The organism is Actinomadura sp. NPDC049753, assembly GCF_040674655.1.
Taxonomy (GTDB): Bacteria; Actinomycetota; Actinomycetes; order Streptosporangiales; family Streptosporangiaceae; genus Spirillospora; species Spirillospora verrucosospora.
Genome location: NZ_JBFARL010000081.1, coordinates 19,378 through 33,873, shown reverse-complemented (window position 1 = coordinate 33,873; position 14,496 = coordinate 19,378). Strand labels below are relative to the sequence as shown.

Sequence of the window (14,496 nt, the reverse complement as noted above, 5' to 3'; positions counted from 1 at the left end):
GCGGCGTCCAGGCGGGAGGCGACGCGGGGGTCGTCGGCGAGGTCGCCGCCGGTGATCCCCATCCGCCCTGCTGTCCGCGGCGGCGCTGCTGGCGGTCGTCCCGCTGCTGTTCGGGCGCGAGGCGGGCTGGCCGCCGTGGACGTGGGCGTCGCTCGCGGCCTGCGTGCCGGTGGCCGCCCTGTTCGTCAGGCGGCAGCGGCGCGCCGCGTCCCCGCTGCTCGCCCTCGGCGTGCTCGGCCGCCCGGTGGTGGCGTGGACGCTCGGCGCCCTCGGCATGGCCACCAGCACCTTCTACGCGATGATGTTCGTCCTCGCCCTCTATCTGCAGGACGGGCTGGACCGCAGTGCCCTGTTCTCCGGCCTGGCGCTCGTGCCCTGGGTCGCCGCGTTCGGCATCGCCGGGTCGCTCGTGCCGCGCCTCCCCGCCCGCCTGGCCGCCCGCGCGCCCGTCGCCGGGTACCTGCTGCTCGCGTCGGTGTACGCGGCGGTGGGGCTGACCCGGGCGGACGGGACGGGGCTCGCCGCCCTGCTCGGGCTCGGCGGGCTGCTCGGGCTCGGCGGGTTCGGCCTCGGCCTCGGGTTCGCGCCGCAGCTCGGGCGGCTGACGGCGCACGTCGCGGACCGGCACGCGGCCGACCTCAGCGGCCTCGTCAACATGAACTTCCAGCTCGCCGGCGTCGCGGGCGTCGCCGTCTTCGGGACCCTGTACCTCGGGTTCCCCGGCGGCCACGGCCCGGCGTTCACCGCCGTGATGCTCGGCTTCGGCGGCACGGCGCTCGCCGCGGCCGCCGCCTCGTTCGCGGGACGCCGGGCGGCGCGGCGCGAGGATCAGGGGAGCAGCCCGGCGCGGCGGGCCGCGGTCACGGCTTCCAGCCGCGTGTGACTGTCGAGCTTGCGCATCGCCGACCGCAGGTAGCTCTTCACCGTCTCCGGCAGCAGCCCGAGCCGCTCGGCGGCCTCGGCGTTGGTGCAGCCGATCGCGACGTAGGACAGGACGTCCAGCTCGCGGGGCGACAGGACGGGGCGCGACGACCCGGCCGGCTCGTCCAGCCCGGCCGCCGCCAGGCGCAGCGACGCCTCCCGCAGCCGGTCGCGGGTGGGCAGGTCGCGGACCTGCTCGGCCAGGGCGCGCAGCTCCGCGTGCACGGCCCGGACCTCCTCCCAGCGCGCCGCCGACGTGCCGGGCGGCGTGCGCGCCAGCGCCTCGTCCGCGCGGTCCTGGACGGCGAGGTCCTGTTCGAGGTCGCGGGCCGCCTCCACGGCCGCGCCCACGACGCGGTCGGCGAGGGAGAGCGGCTCCCTCAGCGCGCCGTAGAGGACGCCGCGGACGCGCCGCCGCACGACGATCGGGACCGCGACGATCGACAGCAGCCCCTCGCGCCCGACGGGCCTGTCGTAGTCGTGGCTGATCGACGCCGAGCACGGGTAGTTGCTGACCCACGCGGGACGTCCCATGGCCATCGCCTTGCCGCCGAGCCCGTTGCCCTGCCGCACGACGAGGCCGTTCAGCGAGTCGGTCCTGTTGCCGACCAGCTCGGTGATCACCAGCCGGTCCTGGCCGCCGAGGGCGCCCCCGAACACCATGGGCAGGCCGGTCGTGCGCTGCAGCGTCAGCACCGCCGACCGGACGGCCCCCACGTCATCGCCCATGCCTTGAGAATGCCCTGCGCGACCCCCGCCCCGAAAGTGGCGGGACGGGCGAACCTGGTCATGCGACGACGCGGAGGGGCCTAGGCGTGCTGCGACGCGGTGTCCTCAAGGCCGAGGATGTCCACGGCCTCGGCGCGCATCTGCACCTTGCGGATCTTGCCGGTGACCGTCATCGGGAACTCCTCCACGACGTGCACGTAGCGGGGGATCTTGTAGTGGGCGAGCCTGCCCTCGCAGAACGCGCGCAGCTCCCCGGCGGTCAGGCCCGGCACGCCCTCGCGCAGCCGCACCCAGGCCATCAGCTCCTCGCCGTACTTCTCGTCCGGGACCCCGATGACCTGCGCGTCGACGATGTCGGGGTGGGTGTAGAGGAACTCCTCGATCTCGCGCGGGTAGATGTTCTCGCCGCCCCGGATCACCATGTCCTTGATCCGGCCGGTGATGGTGACGTAGCCCTCCTCGTCCATCACCGCGAGGTCGCCGGTGTGCATCCAGCGGGCCGCGTCGACGGCCTCGGCCGTCTTGTCCGGCTCGTCCCAGTAGCCGAGCATCACCGAGTAGCCGCGCGTGCAGAACTCGCCGGGGACGCCGCGCGGGACGGTCACGCCCGTCTCCGGGTCGATCACCTTGATCTCCAGGTGCGGCAGGACGGTGCCGACCGTGGACACGCGGCGCTCCAGCGAGTCGCCCGCGCGGGTCTGCGTGGACACCGGCGACGTCTCGGTCATGCCGTAGCAGATCGCGACCTCGCTCATCCCGAGCCGCTCGATGACCTGCCTCATCACCTCGACCGGGCACGGCGACCCGGCCATGATCCCGGTGCGCAGGCTGGACAGGTCGAGCCCGGCGAGCGACGGCTCGTTCAGGACGGCGATGAACATCGTCGGCACCCCGTACAGCGACGTGCAGCGCTCCGCCGCGACCGCCTCCAGCGTCGCCTTCGGGTCGAACGCCGGCGCGGGGATCACGATGCAGGCGCCGTGGCTCGTCGCCGCCAGGTTGCCCATGACCATGCCGAAGCAGTGGTAGAAGGGCACCGGCACGCAGACGCGGTCCTCCTCGTCGTAGCCGCACAGCTCACCGACGAAGTAGCCGTTGTTGAGGATGTTGTGGTGCGACAGCGTCGCGCCCTTGGGGAACCCCGTCGTCCCGGACGTGTACTGGATGTTGATCGGGTCGTCGGCGGTGAGCATCCGCCCGATCTCGTCGAGGACGCCCGGTTCGCCCGTGCGGCCGGCCTCCATCAGCGCGTCCCACCCGGGCGTGCCGATGAGCACGACGTCGCGCAGGGCGGCGCACCTGGGCCTGACCTCCTCGATCATCGCGGCGTAGTCGGACGTCTTGAACACCGGCGCCGCGATCAGCGTCCGGATGCCGGCCTGGTTGAGGACGAACTCCAGCTCGTGCACCCGGTAGGCGGGGTTGATGTTGACGAGGATCGCCCCGAGCTTGGCCGTCGCGTACTGGACGAGCATCCACTCGGCGCAGTTCGGCGCCCAGATGCCGACCCGGTCGCCCTTGACGACGCCGAGGTCGCGGAGGCCCAGCGCGACCGCCTCCACGTCGTCGGAGAACTGCTCGTAGGTCCAGCGGCGGCCGGACGCCCGCTCGACGAGCGCGTCGCGCTCCGCGTGCGCCGCGACCGTCCTGTCGAGGTTGGCGCCGATCGTGTCGCCGAGCAGCGGCGTCGCCGAGACGCCCGACGCGTAGGAGACGTTCATCGCAGGTCCTCCTCCCTGAACTCGCCCTCCGGCCGGTCGTCCCGGCCGGGATGCTTGTCGATCTCGCTGGCCCGCAGCTCGACCCGGCGGATCTTCCCGGAGATCGTCTTCGGCAGCTCGGCGAACTCCAGCAGCCGGACCCGCTTGTAGGGCGACAGCTGCTCCCGGCAGTGCGCGAAGATCGCCTTGGCGGTCTCGGCGTCCGGCGCCCAGCCGCTCGCGAGCGTGACGTAGGCCTTCGGGACGGCCAGCCGCACCGGGTCGGGCGACGGCACGACCGCGGCCTCCGCCACCGCCTCGTGCTCGATCAGCACGCTCTCCAGCTCGAACGGCGAGATCTTGTAGTCGGACGCCTTGAACACGTCGTCGGCGCGCCCGACGTAGGTGATGTACCCGTCCTCGTCGCGGGAGCCGATGTCACCGGTGTGGTAGTAACCGCCGGCCATCGCCTCCTCGGTGCGCTCCTCGTCGCCGTGGTAGCCGGTCATCAGCCCGAGCGGGCGGTCTTCGAGGTCGAGGCAGATCTCGCCCTCCTCGCCGGGCTCCCCGGTCAGCGGGTCGACCAGCACCACCTTGTAGCCGGGCACGGGACGCCCCATCGAGCCGGGCTTGACCGGCTGGCCGGGCGTGTTGGCGATCTGGACGGTCGTCTCGGTCTGCCCGAAGCCGTCCCGGATGGTGCGGCCCCACGCCTGCTTCACCCGCTCGATGACCTCGGGGTTCAGCGGCTCCCCGGCCGCGACGACCTCGCGCGGCGGCCGGCCGAGCCGTCCGAGGTCGGACTGGATCAGCATCCGCCACACGGTCGGCGGCGCGCAGAAGCTCGTCACGCCGCAGCGTTCGAGGGTGTCGAGGAGCCGGTCGGGGTCGAACCGGGTGTAGTTGAAGATGAACACGCACGCCTCCGCGTCCCACGGCGCGAAGATGTTGCTCCACGCGTGCTTCGCCCACCCCGGTGACGAGATGTTCAGGTGGATGTCCCCCGGCCGCAGCCCGATCCAGTACATCGTCGACAGGTGCCCGGCCGGGTAGGACGCGTGGGTGTGCTCGACCAGCTTCGGCTTCGCCGTCGTCCCTGACGTGAAGTACAGCAGCAGCGTGTCCCGCGACATCGTCAGCCCGTAGGGGGTGAAGGACTCGCCCTCCTCGTAGGCGTCGGCGTACCGCAGCCAGCCCTCCACCGGCTCGCCCACGGCGATCCGCGTGTACTCGCCCTCGACGCCGTCGAACTTCCCGGCCTCGGACGAGGCGGTCACCACGTGCCGGGCCTTGCCGCGCGTCAGCCGGTCCTGGAGGTCGGCCGTGCCGAGCAGCGGCGTGCACGGGATCATGATCGCGCCGAGCTTCATCGCCGCGAGCACGGTCTCCCACAGCTCCACCTGGTTGCCGAGCATCAGGATGATCCGGTCGCCGCGCCGCACCCCCGCCCGCCGCAGCATGTTCGCGACCTGGTTCGACCGCCGCGCCATCTGCGAGAACGAGTACCTGGCCTCGGCGCCGTCCTCCTCGACGATCCACAGCGCGGGCGAGTCGTTCCCTTCGGCGATCTTGTCGAACCAGTCCAGCGCCCAGTTGAAACCGGTCAGCACCGGCCAGCGGAACTTCTCGTACGCCGTCGCGTAGTCGTCGCGATGCGCGAGCAGGAAGTCGCGCGCCGCGCGGAACTCGACTGCGGGCATGGTCTTCTCCCTCGTAGCCGCACGGACACCCCGGTCAGAAGGATGGTTGGCCATCCGGGTGACCCACGCCACCCCCGAACGGGGGTAGTGGGGTGGTCTTACCCGCCCGTTACGAAGGTTGAGCGCAGCAACAGCGCCATGTGGTCGCCGATTTGGCCGGGGCTCCAGCCGCGGTCGTCGAGCAGCGTCCCGCTCACCCCGTTGGCGATCAGCGCGAGGAGCATGTCGGTGGCGGTGTCGACCGTCCAGCCGGGGGCGAGCACGCCCTCCTCGTCGAGCCGCAGGATCAGCGCGCGGTTCGTGTCGTACCGCCAGCGCATGGCGGCCTCCCAGTGCCGGGCCGCGTCCGGGTCGCTGCCCGCCTCGCGCTCCACCGCCCGGGCCACGGCGAGGACGCGCGACATGAACTCGGCGTGCCGGCGCGCGAACATCTCCAGCGCGGTCACCGCGTCGGGCGCCTCGCCGACGGGCGCGAACCGCCCTCGAAGGTCCTCGACCTCGTTGACGTGGCCGAACAGCTCACTGATCAGGTCGGCCCGGGAGGCGAAGTGCAGGTAGACGGCCCGCCGCGACACTCCGGCGCGCTCGGCGACGGCCGCCATCGTCGTCGCCGCCATCCCGTGCTCCTCGACGAGTTCGCGCGCCGCCCGCAGCAGCGCCGTCCGGGAACGCCGGCTGCGCGCGTTCCGCGGCTCCTCGATCGCCCTCGTCATGGCCCCATGTTCCCAGCCGCGCGCCCGCTTCCCGCCCGAGCCGACGAGGTGACGGGAGTCACTCCCGGGAGGCTGTCACATCCCGCCCGGGCATCCCGTCACCCTGGTGTAACCCTCCAAACGGCAAGGAGATCGCCATGGACGCCCGTTTCAACTACTACGGCACCGCCACCGCGGGCAAGTTCATGAAGTACATGCAGTCGGCGGCCAAGGCCGTCACGGGCTCGACGCTGCCGTCCACGACGGTGCACCTGGTGGAGCTGCGCGCCAGTCAGATCAACGGCTGCGGATTCTGCGTCGACATGCACAGCAAGGACCTTCTCCACGAGGGCGAGTCCTCGGTGCGCCTCAACCTGGTCGCGGCCTGGCGTGAGGCCACCGTCTTCACCGACGCCGAGCGCGCCGCCCTGGAGCTGGCCGAGCAGGGCACCCGCCTCGCCGACGGCGCCGGCGTCTCCGACGAGGTCTGGGAGAACGCGGCCAAGCACTACAACGAGGAGGAGCTGGCCGCCCTGGTGTCGCTCATCGCCCTCATCAACGCCTGGAACCGGATGAACGTCATCACCCGGCAGCCCGCCGGCTCCTACGAGCCCGGCCAGTTCGGCTGACCGCCCCGGACACGGGCGTGCCGCCCTCCCGCGGGGGAAGGGCGGCACGCTCGGCGCCGTGGTCAGGCGGTGCTGTAGGTGGCGAGGCCCTCGCTCGTGCCGACAAGGCGGAGGCCCGCCTTCTCCAGGACGCGGACCGACGCCGGGTTGGACGGCTCCACGGTCGCGACGACCTTGTCCACGCCGGGCGCGGTCAGGGCGAACTTCGCGATGGCGCGGGCGGCCTCGGTGGCGTACGCGCGGCCGCGGCGGGACGGGACGACGCCGTAACCGAACTCCACGGCCCCGTCGGCGGGCGGCCAGAACAGGCCGACGGAGCCGACCACCAGGCCGGTGGAGCGTTCGATGATCAGGCGCTGGCCGTACTCGCCGAGCGCGGACGGGTTCTCGGCGATGAAGCAGGCGATGGCCCGGTCGCCTTCGGCGGGGAAGTCGTCCGCCCAGTGGGCGAGCCTGTCACCGGACTGGACGGCGGCGATCTCGCCGGGCGTCCACGGCCGCAGGACGAGACGGTCGGTGGTGAGATCCGCGTCCGGCGCTTCCGCGCCGGGAAGGCCTGAAGTGGTCAGGTCGGAAGAAGACACGTGTGGCTCCTGGTCGTTCTGGACGACCGGGCCGCGCTCAGTCGCGGGCGGCCCGGACAAGGGCATGCTGAAGAAGCGCCACGCGGGCCATATTCATCAACCTCCCCTGTCGCAGGAATGCCGCAAAGCGTACTACGCGCGGCGGTCAGGGCACCCGGAAGCCGCGGAAGGTCACGTGCCTCCGGGTCTCGAAGCCGAGTCGCTCGTAAAGGGCGATCGCCTGGGTGTTCGCTGCGGCCACGTGCAGGAAAGGGCGTTCGTTCCGGGACGTGACGCGTGACGCGAGCGCGCGTATCAGGCGGGCGGCGTGGCCGCGCCCGCGCGCCTCGGGGGCGGTGCAGACGGTGCTGATCTCCGTCCATCCCCGGGGCCGGAGCCGTTCGCCCGCCATGGCCACCAGCGCGCCGTCGTCGCGGATGCCGAGATAGGAGCCGAGTTCGCGGGTGCGCGGCCAGAACGGCCCGGGCCGGGTCCGCGCGACGAGGTCGAGCATCTCGGGCACGCTGTCCGCGCCGAGTTCGACGATGCCGGGGTCCGCCGCGCCGGGGCCGGTCTCACCGCTCCCGGGCCAGACCATCTGGAGGCCTTCGAGGACGAAGACCGGCTCCCAGTCCGCCGGCGGGGTCGCGGGGCTGCTGAACATGTCGGCGAGTTCGCCCCGCCCGAGAAGCCGGGCGAGGTCGGCCCACTCCGCGGCGTCCGGGTCGGCGGACACCGCGGAGAAGGTCGAGACCTCCGGCAGGTAGGCGGCGGCCCGGCCGAGCCGGCGGGCGAGGTGCGCGTGGCGGCCGCGGAGCGACTCGCGCACGGGGTCGTCGAGCGCGGCGTCGTCGCGGTCCGCCATGGTGCAGTACCTCTCCAGGCCGTACGGGGGAATCAGCGCCCTGGATGCTAGTCGGCGGGGACGTAGGGCGGCGCGACGCCCCAGCCCCAGTGCGGCATGGGGGCTTCGAGGGGCGGCTTCGCGTCCGGCTGGGAGTTGGCGAGGGCGATGCGCGTGCCCCACTCGATGTAGGACGCGAACGCGGCGCGGAACTCGGGGTCGTCCGGGAGGCCGACCTCGTCCGCCGCGTCCATGAGGAGCGAGACCCAGCGGCGGCGCTGCGCCTCGGTGATGGACTTGCCGAGGTGATGGCGCACCATGGCGCCGTAGCCGCCGCGCTCGCGGCTGTAGCGCTCCGGCCCGCGGAAGACCTCGCCGAGCCACGCCGCGACCCACTTCGGGTGGTCCGGGGCCATGTGCTCGAAGAGCGGGCGCAGCAGGTCGTCCTTGAGGACGTTCGTGTAGAAGTGCTCGGTGAGCCGCTCCAAGGCGGCGCTTCCGCCGGCCCAGTCGTACATGGTCGGGACGGACGAGCCGGCGCCGCGAACCGCCGTCCGCTCGTAGTGCCGCATCTCCTCGATCCGCTGGACGTACGGCTTGATCTCGGCGAAGAACGCGGGGAAGTGCTCGCCGCCCCGGAAGCCCCGCATGTGGTCGTCGGCCGACGTCCAGCAGATGCGCAGGATGTAGGACGACGGCTCGTCGACGCACCTGGACAGCTCGTAGTCCACGCACTCGGGGGCGGCGGCGAGGGGGACGGAGGCCCGCGCGTAGGCGGCCTCGAAGTCCTCCGCGTCCTGCGGGTCGATGCGGTAGCGGATGTACTCGACGATCATGGTGCCCCCAGGCTGCTTCCGGTCGGATTATCACTGTAATCCTGTAATCATCCGACCGGAAGCAAAACGATCAACCTGGCGGCCGCGAGCGGCGGAACCAGGCGACGGCGCCCGCCGCGGCCGCGAGGACCACGGCGATCAGTCCGATCCAGAGCCAGCCCGACGAGCCCCCCGAACCGTCCGTGGAGACGACGGTCTTCCGGCTCGGCGAGGGGGCGGGGGGCTCGGCGCGCCCGGACGAGCCCTGCACGGTGAACGTGTAGGTGCCCTCGACCGGATGGCCGTCCGAGGCGACGACGCGCCAGCCCACGGTGTACTTCCCGTCAGGGAGCGTGCCGCCGACGGCCTGGGTGACCTTGTTGTCGACCGCCCGCGCGGGCCCGGCCTGGTACTGCTCGCCCGACCCGGCGGTCACGACCACGCGCGGCAGCCGGACCGGGTCGCCGTACGTCAGGACGATCTGGGACGGGGCCGCGACCGTCGCGTTCTTCCCAGGGCTCGCCGACGTCAGCGCGGTGTGCGCCGACGCCGGAACCGCGGTCGTCGCCAGGACCGCCGCGAGCGCCGCCGCCCCGGCGGCCCCGCGCAGCGCCGCCCGGGTCATGCCCGGCTCCGCGCCCGGGTCACGCCGTAGGCGCCGACCGCGACGCCGACGACGCCGACGGCGATGCCGATGCCGCCGAGCAGCCGGGCCGTGCCGTCGCCGGACGACGCGGACGACGCGGACGACGCGGCGGCGGGCTTCACCTGCGCGGCCAGCCCGGCCGTGGCCGCCGAGCCCTTGGGGAGGAGCTTCAGCACCGGCGACGGGTGCTCCGGCTCGTTCGCCCCCTCGGCGGGGGGCTCCTCCCACTTGACGACCTCGCCGCCGGAGTAGGTCTGGTCGGCCTTGAACACGAGCCGGTCGGTGTCGGTGGGCAGCGGCCCCATCGAGACGTCGAACTCCTCGAACCGGCCGGGCTCGATCCTGCCGCCGCTCCAGGTGATCTTCGTGACGGCCTCGGTCAGCTCGCCGCCCTCGGTCTTCACCGGCTTCGGCAGCGCGGACTTCTCGACCTTCACCGTCCAGCCCGGCAGCGGCCGGACCGACACCGACGACAGCGGGTGGTCGGTCGGCAGGCTCACCACGAGCTTGGTGGTGGAGGCGTCGTCGCGCTCGTTCGGCACCCGGAACGAGACCTTGGCGTACGAGCCCTGCTCGGCGGTCCCGGGGTTGACGCTGACGTGCGCGGACGCCGCCGCGGCCAGGCCGGTCACGGACAGGGCGGCGAGGGACGCGACGGCGCCGGCGCGCCGGGCATGCGGAAAGAAGGGCATTGCGGAACTCCGTTCGAGACGTACGGGAATGTCCGGGCGCCGCGAGCCGGCGTCCGGTGACGTACGGCGCTCCGGCTCAGAAGTGAGCGAGCGCCCTCGAACGCGGAGGGGGACCCCGCCGGACGACCTGGTGCCGCAGGACGCGCCCGGTGGCGGTGACGGCGGCCGACGCGGGGGCCGTCCGGAGGGGGCGGGTCGGAGGCTCGGCCGGTTCCACGGCGAGCAGGGCCAGCAGCAGCCGGATCGGACGGTCCGCGAGGGCGGCGACCCGCCGGGCGAGCGACCACGCGGCCCGCTCGCCGCGCCGCAGCCACCACGCGGCCACCAGCGCGGCCGTGCAGTGCGCGAGCGTCATCGCCAGGCCGTTCCCGCCGTGGGCGGCGGGGGCCGCGACGGGTTCCACGGCGCCCGTCATGGCGGCGTGCGCCCCGGGCGCGTGGTGGGGCGCGGTGGCCGCCGTGAACAGCGTGTGCAGGGCGAACTGCCCGCCGAGGAGCCCGCCCAGGATCGTCGCGAGCGAGCGCTCGTGGCCCGCCAGCATCAGCGTCACGCCGAGGACGGCGCCGAAGCCCGTGAGCGACGCCCAGGCCGGCACCGCCGCGCCGCCCGCCAGGACGTGCCCGAGGGTCGCCAGCGTCGCGCACACGGTGGCGAACACCACCGCGCGGGCGGGCCGGAACAGCGGCTGCGGCGCATGGGGGCTCATGACGGCCCCCATCGTCCCATCCCCTGCGCGCTCTGCCCAGCCGCCCCCGGGCATCCGCCGCCACGCCCAACATCTTGGGGTTGTGCGTTGATCGTCAACTAGATGTAGGGTTCAGTCCCGTGCTGGTCCGCCCCCGCCGCTCGCGGCGGGGGCGGCGTGAGAGGGAACCCGGTGGGAATCCGGGACTGCCCCGCAGCGGTGAGCGGGAACGACCGCCGTCATCGAGCACTGGGCCCGGCGGCCCGGGAAGCGACGGCCAGTAGGACGCCTCGGCAGAGGCGGCGCCCGCGAGTCCGAAGACCTGCCCGCACGCAAGGCCGGGAGACCGGCCTCATCGGGGGTCCGGGTCCGTCCCGGATCGACACGTCCAGGCCTCGCGGGTGGGCCGGGGACGGAGCGCGGCCCGCCGCCGCGCGCCGTTCGCATGCCTCCGCGAGGCGGCATGCGAGGGGAGATGCACGTGACACAGGTTCTGGCCGCGCCGCGGGCGGAGATCGCCGTCGAGGTCGAGGCGGCCTGCGAGGGGGTCCCGGGCGCCGAGGCCGGGCGGGTGCTGGCCGCGGTCCGGTCCGCGGACGGGCTGGACGCGGCGGCCCTGCGGGACCTCGCGATCGGGGAGGCCGCCGCGCTCATCCCCGCCGAGCCCGGGTACTCCAGGGTGGCCGCGCGGCTGCTCGGCGCCCGGATCCGGGAGGAGGCCGCGGCCGCCGGCGTCCGGACGTTCGCCGAGTCGGTCGCCGCCGCGCACCGCGAGGGCCTCCTGGCGGACGACCTGGCCGCCTTCGTCGCCGCCGGCTCCGCGGCGCTGAACGCCCTCGTCGACGACGGCGCCGACGACCGCTTCGAGTACTTCGGGCTCCGGACGGTCTACGACCGGTACCTGCTCAGGCATCCGCGGTCGCGGCTCGTCCTGGAGCGCCCGCAGCACTTCCTCCTCCGGGTGGCGTGCGGGCTCGTCGTTCCCGACGAAGCCGGGCCGGGGGGTGCGGGGGGCCGCCCCACCGGTGACACGGCGGCCGTCGAGGAGGCCGTTGAGGAGGCCGCCGAGCTGTACGCGCTGCTCAGCACCCTGTCGTACCTGCCCAGCTCGCCCACGCTGTTCAACTCCGGGGCCCGCCGCCCGCAGCTCTCGTCGTGCTTCCTGCTCGACTCGCCGCGCGACGAACTGGAGTCCATCTACGACCGGTACGGCCAGGTCGCGCGGCTCAGCAAGTACGCGGGCGGCATCGGCGTCTCCTGGACGCGGGTGCGGTCGCGGGGCTCGCTGATCCGGGGCACCAACGGGCACTCCAACGGGATCGTCCCGTGGCTGCGCACGCTCGACTCGTCCGTCGCCGCCGTCAACCAGGGCGGCCGCCGCAAGGGCGCGGCGTGCGTCTACCTGGAGCCGTGGCACGCCGACGTCGAGGAGTTCCTGGAGCTGCGCGACAACACCGGCGAGGAGGCCCGCCGCACCCACAACCTCAACCTGGCCAACTGGATCCCGGACGAGTTCATGCGCCGCGTCGAGGCCGACGCGACGTGGTCGCTGTTCGATCCGAAGGAGGTCCCCGAGCTGGTCGACCTGTGGGGCGACGAGTTCGACGAGGCCTACCGGGCGGCGGAGCGGGAGGGGCGGTTCGTCCGGCAGGTCCCGGCCCGCAAGCTGTACGGGCGCATGATGCGGACGCTCGCGGAGACGGGCAACGGCTGGATGACGTTCAAGGACGCCGCCAACCGCGCCTGCAACCAGACCGCCGAGCCCGGCAAGGTCGTCCACCTGTCGAACCTCTGCACGGAGATCCTGGAGGTGACGGGCGACCGCGAGGCCGCCGTCTGCAACCTCGGGTCGGTGAACCTGGCCGCGCACGTCGGGCCGTCCGGCGTCGACTGGGAGCGCCTCCGGTCCACGGTCCGCACCGCCGTCCGGTTCCTGGACCGCACCATCGACCGGGGCTTCTACCCCACCCCGGAGGCGGAGGAGGCCAACCGCAAGTGGCGGCCGGTCGGGCTGGGCGTGATGGGCCTCGCTGACGTGTTCTTCACGCTGCGCCTGCCGTTCGACTCGGACGAGGCGCGCGAGCTGTCGACGCGCATCGCCGAGGAGATCGCCCTCGCCGCCTACAACGCGTCCGCCGACCTCGCCGCCATCCACGGGCCGCTGCCCGCCTACGGCATGACCCGCACCGCGCGCGGCAAGCTCCACCTGGACCACTTCCCGGACGCGGCGCCGTCCCGTCCCGCCGACTGGGACGCGCTGCGCGCCCGGGTCGCGGAGGTGGGCCTGCGCAACTCGCTGCTCGTCGCGATCGCGCCGACCGCGACGATCGCGTCCATCGCGGGCTGCTACGAGTGCATCGAGCCGCAGGTGTCCAACCTGTTCAAGCGCGAGACGCTGTCCGGCGAGTTCCTGCAGATCAACCGCTACCTGGTGGAGGACCTGAAGTCGCTCGGGCTGTGGACGCCGGCCGTCCGCGAGGCGGTCAAGAAGGCGAACGGGTCCGTGCAGGGGCTGGTCGACCTGCCGGAGGAGATGCTGTCGCTCTACCGGACGGCCTGGGAGCTGCCGCAGAAGGCGCTCATCGACCTCGCCGCCGCCCGCACCCCGTACATCGACCAGTCGCAGTCGCTGAACCTCTTCATGGAGACGCCGACGATCGGCAAGCTCTCCTCGATGTACGCCTACGCGTGGCGGGCCGGGCTCAAGACGACCTACTACCTGCGGTCCCGTCCGGCGACGCGGATCGCGCAGACGACGGTCGCCGCGGCCGTCTGCTCCCTGGAGAACCCCGAGACCTGCGAGGCGTGCCAGTGACCGCGCGAGAGGAAGGGCGGCAGCGGGAGGAGGGGCGGGGCATGCTCCTCGATCCCGGCATGGACCTGACGCTGCGGCCCATGCGCTACCCGGACTTCTACGAGCGGTACCGGGCCGCGATCCGCAACACCTGGACGGTGGAGGAGGTCGACCTCGCCTCCGACCTGGCGGACCTCGCGCGGCTCACCCCCGACGAGCTGCACCTCGTCAACCGGCTGGTCGCGTTCTTCGCCACCGGCGACTCGATCGTGGCGAACAACCTCGTCCTCAACCTCTACAAGCACGTGAACGCGCCGGAGGCCCGGCTGTACCTCTCGCGGCAGCTCTTCGAGGAGGCCGTGCACGTCCAGTTCTACCTGACCCTCCTGGACACCTACCTGCCCGATCAGGACGAACGCGTCAAGGCGTTCGCCGCGATCGAGCACATCCCGTCCATCCGGGCCAAGGCGGAGTTCTGCTTCCGGTGGATCGACTCGCTCGGCTCCCTGGAGAAGCTCCGCACCGCCGCCGACCGCAGGGCGTTCCTGCTGAACCTCATCTGCTTCGCGGCCTGCATCGAGGGGCTGTTCTTCTACGGCGCGTTCGCCTACGTGTACTGGCTCCGGTCGCGCGGCCTGCTCAACGGCCTCGCGTCCGGGACGAACTGGGTCTTCCGCGACGAGTCAATGCACATGGAGTTCGCGTTCTCGGTGGTCGACACCGTCCGGGCGGAGGAGCCCGGCCTGTTCGACGCGGAGCTGACGGCCCAGGTCACCGCGATGATGGAGGAGGCCGTCCAGGCGGAGCTGGCGTTCGCCCGCGACCTGTGCGGGGACGGCCTGCCCGGCATGAGCGCGGACGACATGCGCGCCTACCTCGAATACGTCGCGGACCAGCGGCTCGTCCGGCTCGGCCTGCCCGCCCGCTACGGCACCGCGAACCCGTTCGCGTTCATGGAGTTGCAGGACGTCCAGGAGCTGTCCAACTTCTTCGAGCGACGCGTTTCGGCCTACCAGATCGGCGTGGAGGGGACGGTCGCGCTCGACGAGGCGTTCTGAACCTTTCGGAACGGGCATTCGTTGAACC

At 72.9% G+C, this 14,496-nt stretch carries 14 protein-coding genes and 1 riboswitch; of the genes, 4 read left to right on the top strand and 10 right to left on the bottom strand.

Features of this window, described 5'->3' with window-relative positions; all coding sequences use genetic code 11:
- Positions 1-169: 169 nt before the first annotated feature.
- On the top strand, positions 170-883 hold the full coding sequence (locus tag AB0K37_RS21520; protein ID WP_363983747.1) for an MFS transporter: 714 nt from the start codon (positions 170-172) through the stop codon (positions 881-883).
- On the opposite strand, the gene AB0K37_RS21515 is transcribed toward AB0K37_RS21520, so the two are convergent.
- The 4 genes from AB0K37_RS21515 to AB0K37_RS21500 form a co-directional block, all read right to left on the bottom strand.
- Positions 829-1,650, bottom strand: a complete 822-nt coding sequence (locus AB0K37_RS21515) for a LuxR C-terminal-related transcriptional regulator (RefSeq protein WP_363983745.1) — start codon at positions 1,648-1,650, stop codon at positions 829-831. The two genes, AB0K37_RS21520 and AB0K37_RS21515, sit on opposite strands and share 55 nt — an antisense overlap.
- Before the next feature lie 80 nt (positions 1,651-1,730).
- Positions 1,731-3,371 (bottom strand): AMP-binding protein, encoded by a 1,641-nt coding sequence (locus AB0K37_RS21510; RefSeq protein ID WP_363983743.1) that lies wholly within the window; start codon positions 3,369-3,371, stop codon positions 1,731-1,733.
- The gene (locus tag AB0K37_RS21505) at positions 3,368-5,050 is read right to left on the bottom strand and encodes an AMP-binding protein (RefSeq protein WP_363983741.1); all 1,683 of its coding nucleotides are present in this window, start codon (positions 5,048-5,050) and stop codon (positions 3,368-3,370) included. Before AB0K37_RS21505 ends, AB0K37_RS21510 begins: the two co-directional genes overlap by 4 nt.
- A 98-nt stretch (positions 5,051-5,148) precedes the next feature.
- Positions 5,149-5,763: a TetR/AcrR family transcriptional regulator gene (locus AB0K37_RS21500; protein WP_363983739.1), complete on the bottom strand. Its 615-nt coding sequence runs from the start codon at positions 5,761-5,763 to the stop codon at positions 5,149-5,151.
- A 137-nt stretch (positions 5,764-5,900) separates the two neighbouring features.
- Between AB0K37_RS21500 and AB0K37_RS21495 the strand changes: the two genes are divergently transcribed.
- Positions 5,901-6,371, top strand: a complete 471-nt coding sequence (locus tag AB0K37_RS21495; protein WP_363983738.1) for a carboxymuconolactone decarboxylase family protein — start codon at positions 5,901-5,903, stop codon at positions 6,369-6,371.
- Positions 6,372-6,433: 62 nt separating this feature from the next.
- Here the strand turns inward: AB0K37_RS21495 and AB0K37_RS21490 are convergent, their stop codons facing one another.
- The 6 genes from AB0K37_RS21490 to AB0K37_RS21465 form a co-directional block, all read right to left on the bottom strand.
- Complete coding sequence (locus tag AB0K37_RS21490) at positions 6,434-6,955, bottom strand: GNAT family N-acetyltransferase (protein WP_363983736.1); 522 nt, start codon at positions 6,953-6,955, stop codon at positions 6,434-6,436.
- A 145-nt stretch (positions 6,956-7,100) separates the two neighbouring features.
- The gene (locus AB0K37_RS21485) at positions 7,101-7,799 is read right to left on the bottom strand and encodes a GNAT family N-acetyltransferase (protein WP_363983734.1); all 699 of its coding nucleotides are present in this window, start codon (positions 7,797-7,799) and stop codon (positions 7,101-7,103) included.
- 47 nt (positions 7,800-7,846) lie between these two features.
- Positions 7,847-8,614 (bottom strand): antibiotic biosynthesis monooxygenase, encoded by a 768-nt coding sequence (locus AB0K37_RS21480; RefSeq protein WP_363983732.1) that lies wholly within the window; start codon positions 8,612-8,614, stop codon positions 7,847-7,849.
- Positions 8,615-8,684: 70 nt separating this feature from the next.
- Positions 8,685-9,218: a copper resistance CopC family protein gene (locus tag AB0K37_RS21475; protein WP_363983730.1), complete on the bottom strand. Its 534-nt coding sequence runs from the start codon at positions 9,216-9,218 to the stop codon at positions 8,685-8,687.
- Positions 9,215-9,931 carry a YcnI family protein gene (locus AB0K37_RS21470; RefSeq protein ID WP_363983728.1) on the bottom strand — a complete coding sequence of 239 codons (717 nt, stop codon included), beginning with the start codon at positions 9,929-9,931 and terminating at the stop codon, positions 9,215-9,217. Before AB0K37_RS21470 ends, AB0K37_RS21475 begins: the two co-directional genes overlap by 4 nt.
- A 76-nt stretch (positions 9,932-10,007) precedes the next feature.
- Entirely contained in the window at positions 10,008-10,637 is a 630-nt protein-coding gene (locus tag AB0K37_RS21465; RefSeq protein WP_363983726.1) for an MFS transporter, read from the bottom strand.
- A 159-nt stretch (positions 10,638-10,796) separates the two neighbouring features.
- Positions 10,797-10,940: riboswitch (cobalamin riboswitch) on the top strand.
- Between the two features lie 157 nt (positions 10,941-11,097).
- Between AB0K37_RS21465 and AB0K37_RS21460 the strand changes: the two genes are divergently transcribed.
- Positions 11,098-13,431, top strand: coding sequence for a ribonucleoside-diphosphate reductase subunit alpha (locus AB0K37_RS21460; RefSeq protein WP_363983724.1), 2,334 nt, complete (start codon positions 11,098-11,100; stop codon positions 13,429-13,431).
- Between the two features lie 41 nt (positions 13,432-13,472).
- Positions 13,473-14,468: a ribonucleotide-diphosphate reductase subunit beta gene (locus tag AB0K37_RS21455; protein ID WP_363983722.1), complete on the top strand. Its 996-nt coding sequence runs from the start codon at positions 13,473-13,475 to the stop codon at positions 14,466-14,468.
- Positions 14,469-14,496 lie beyond the last annotated feature (28 nt).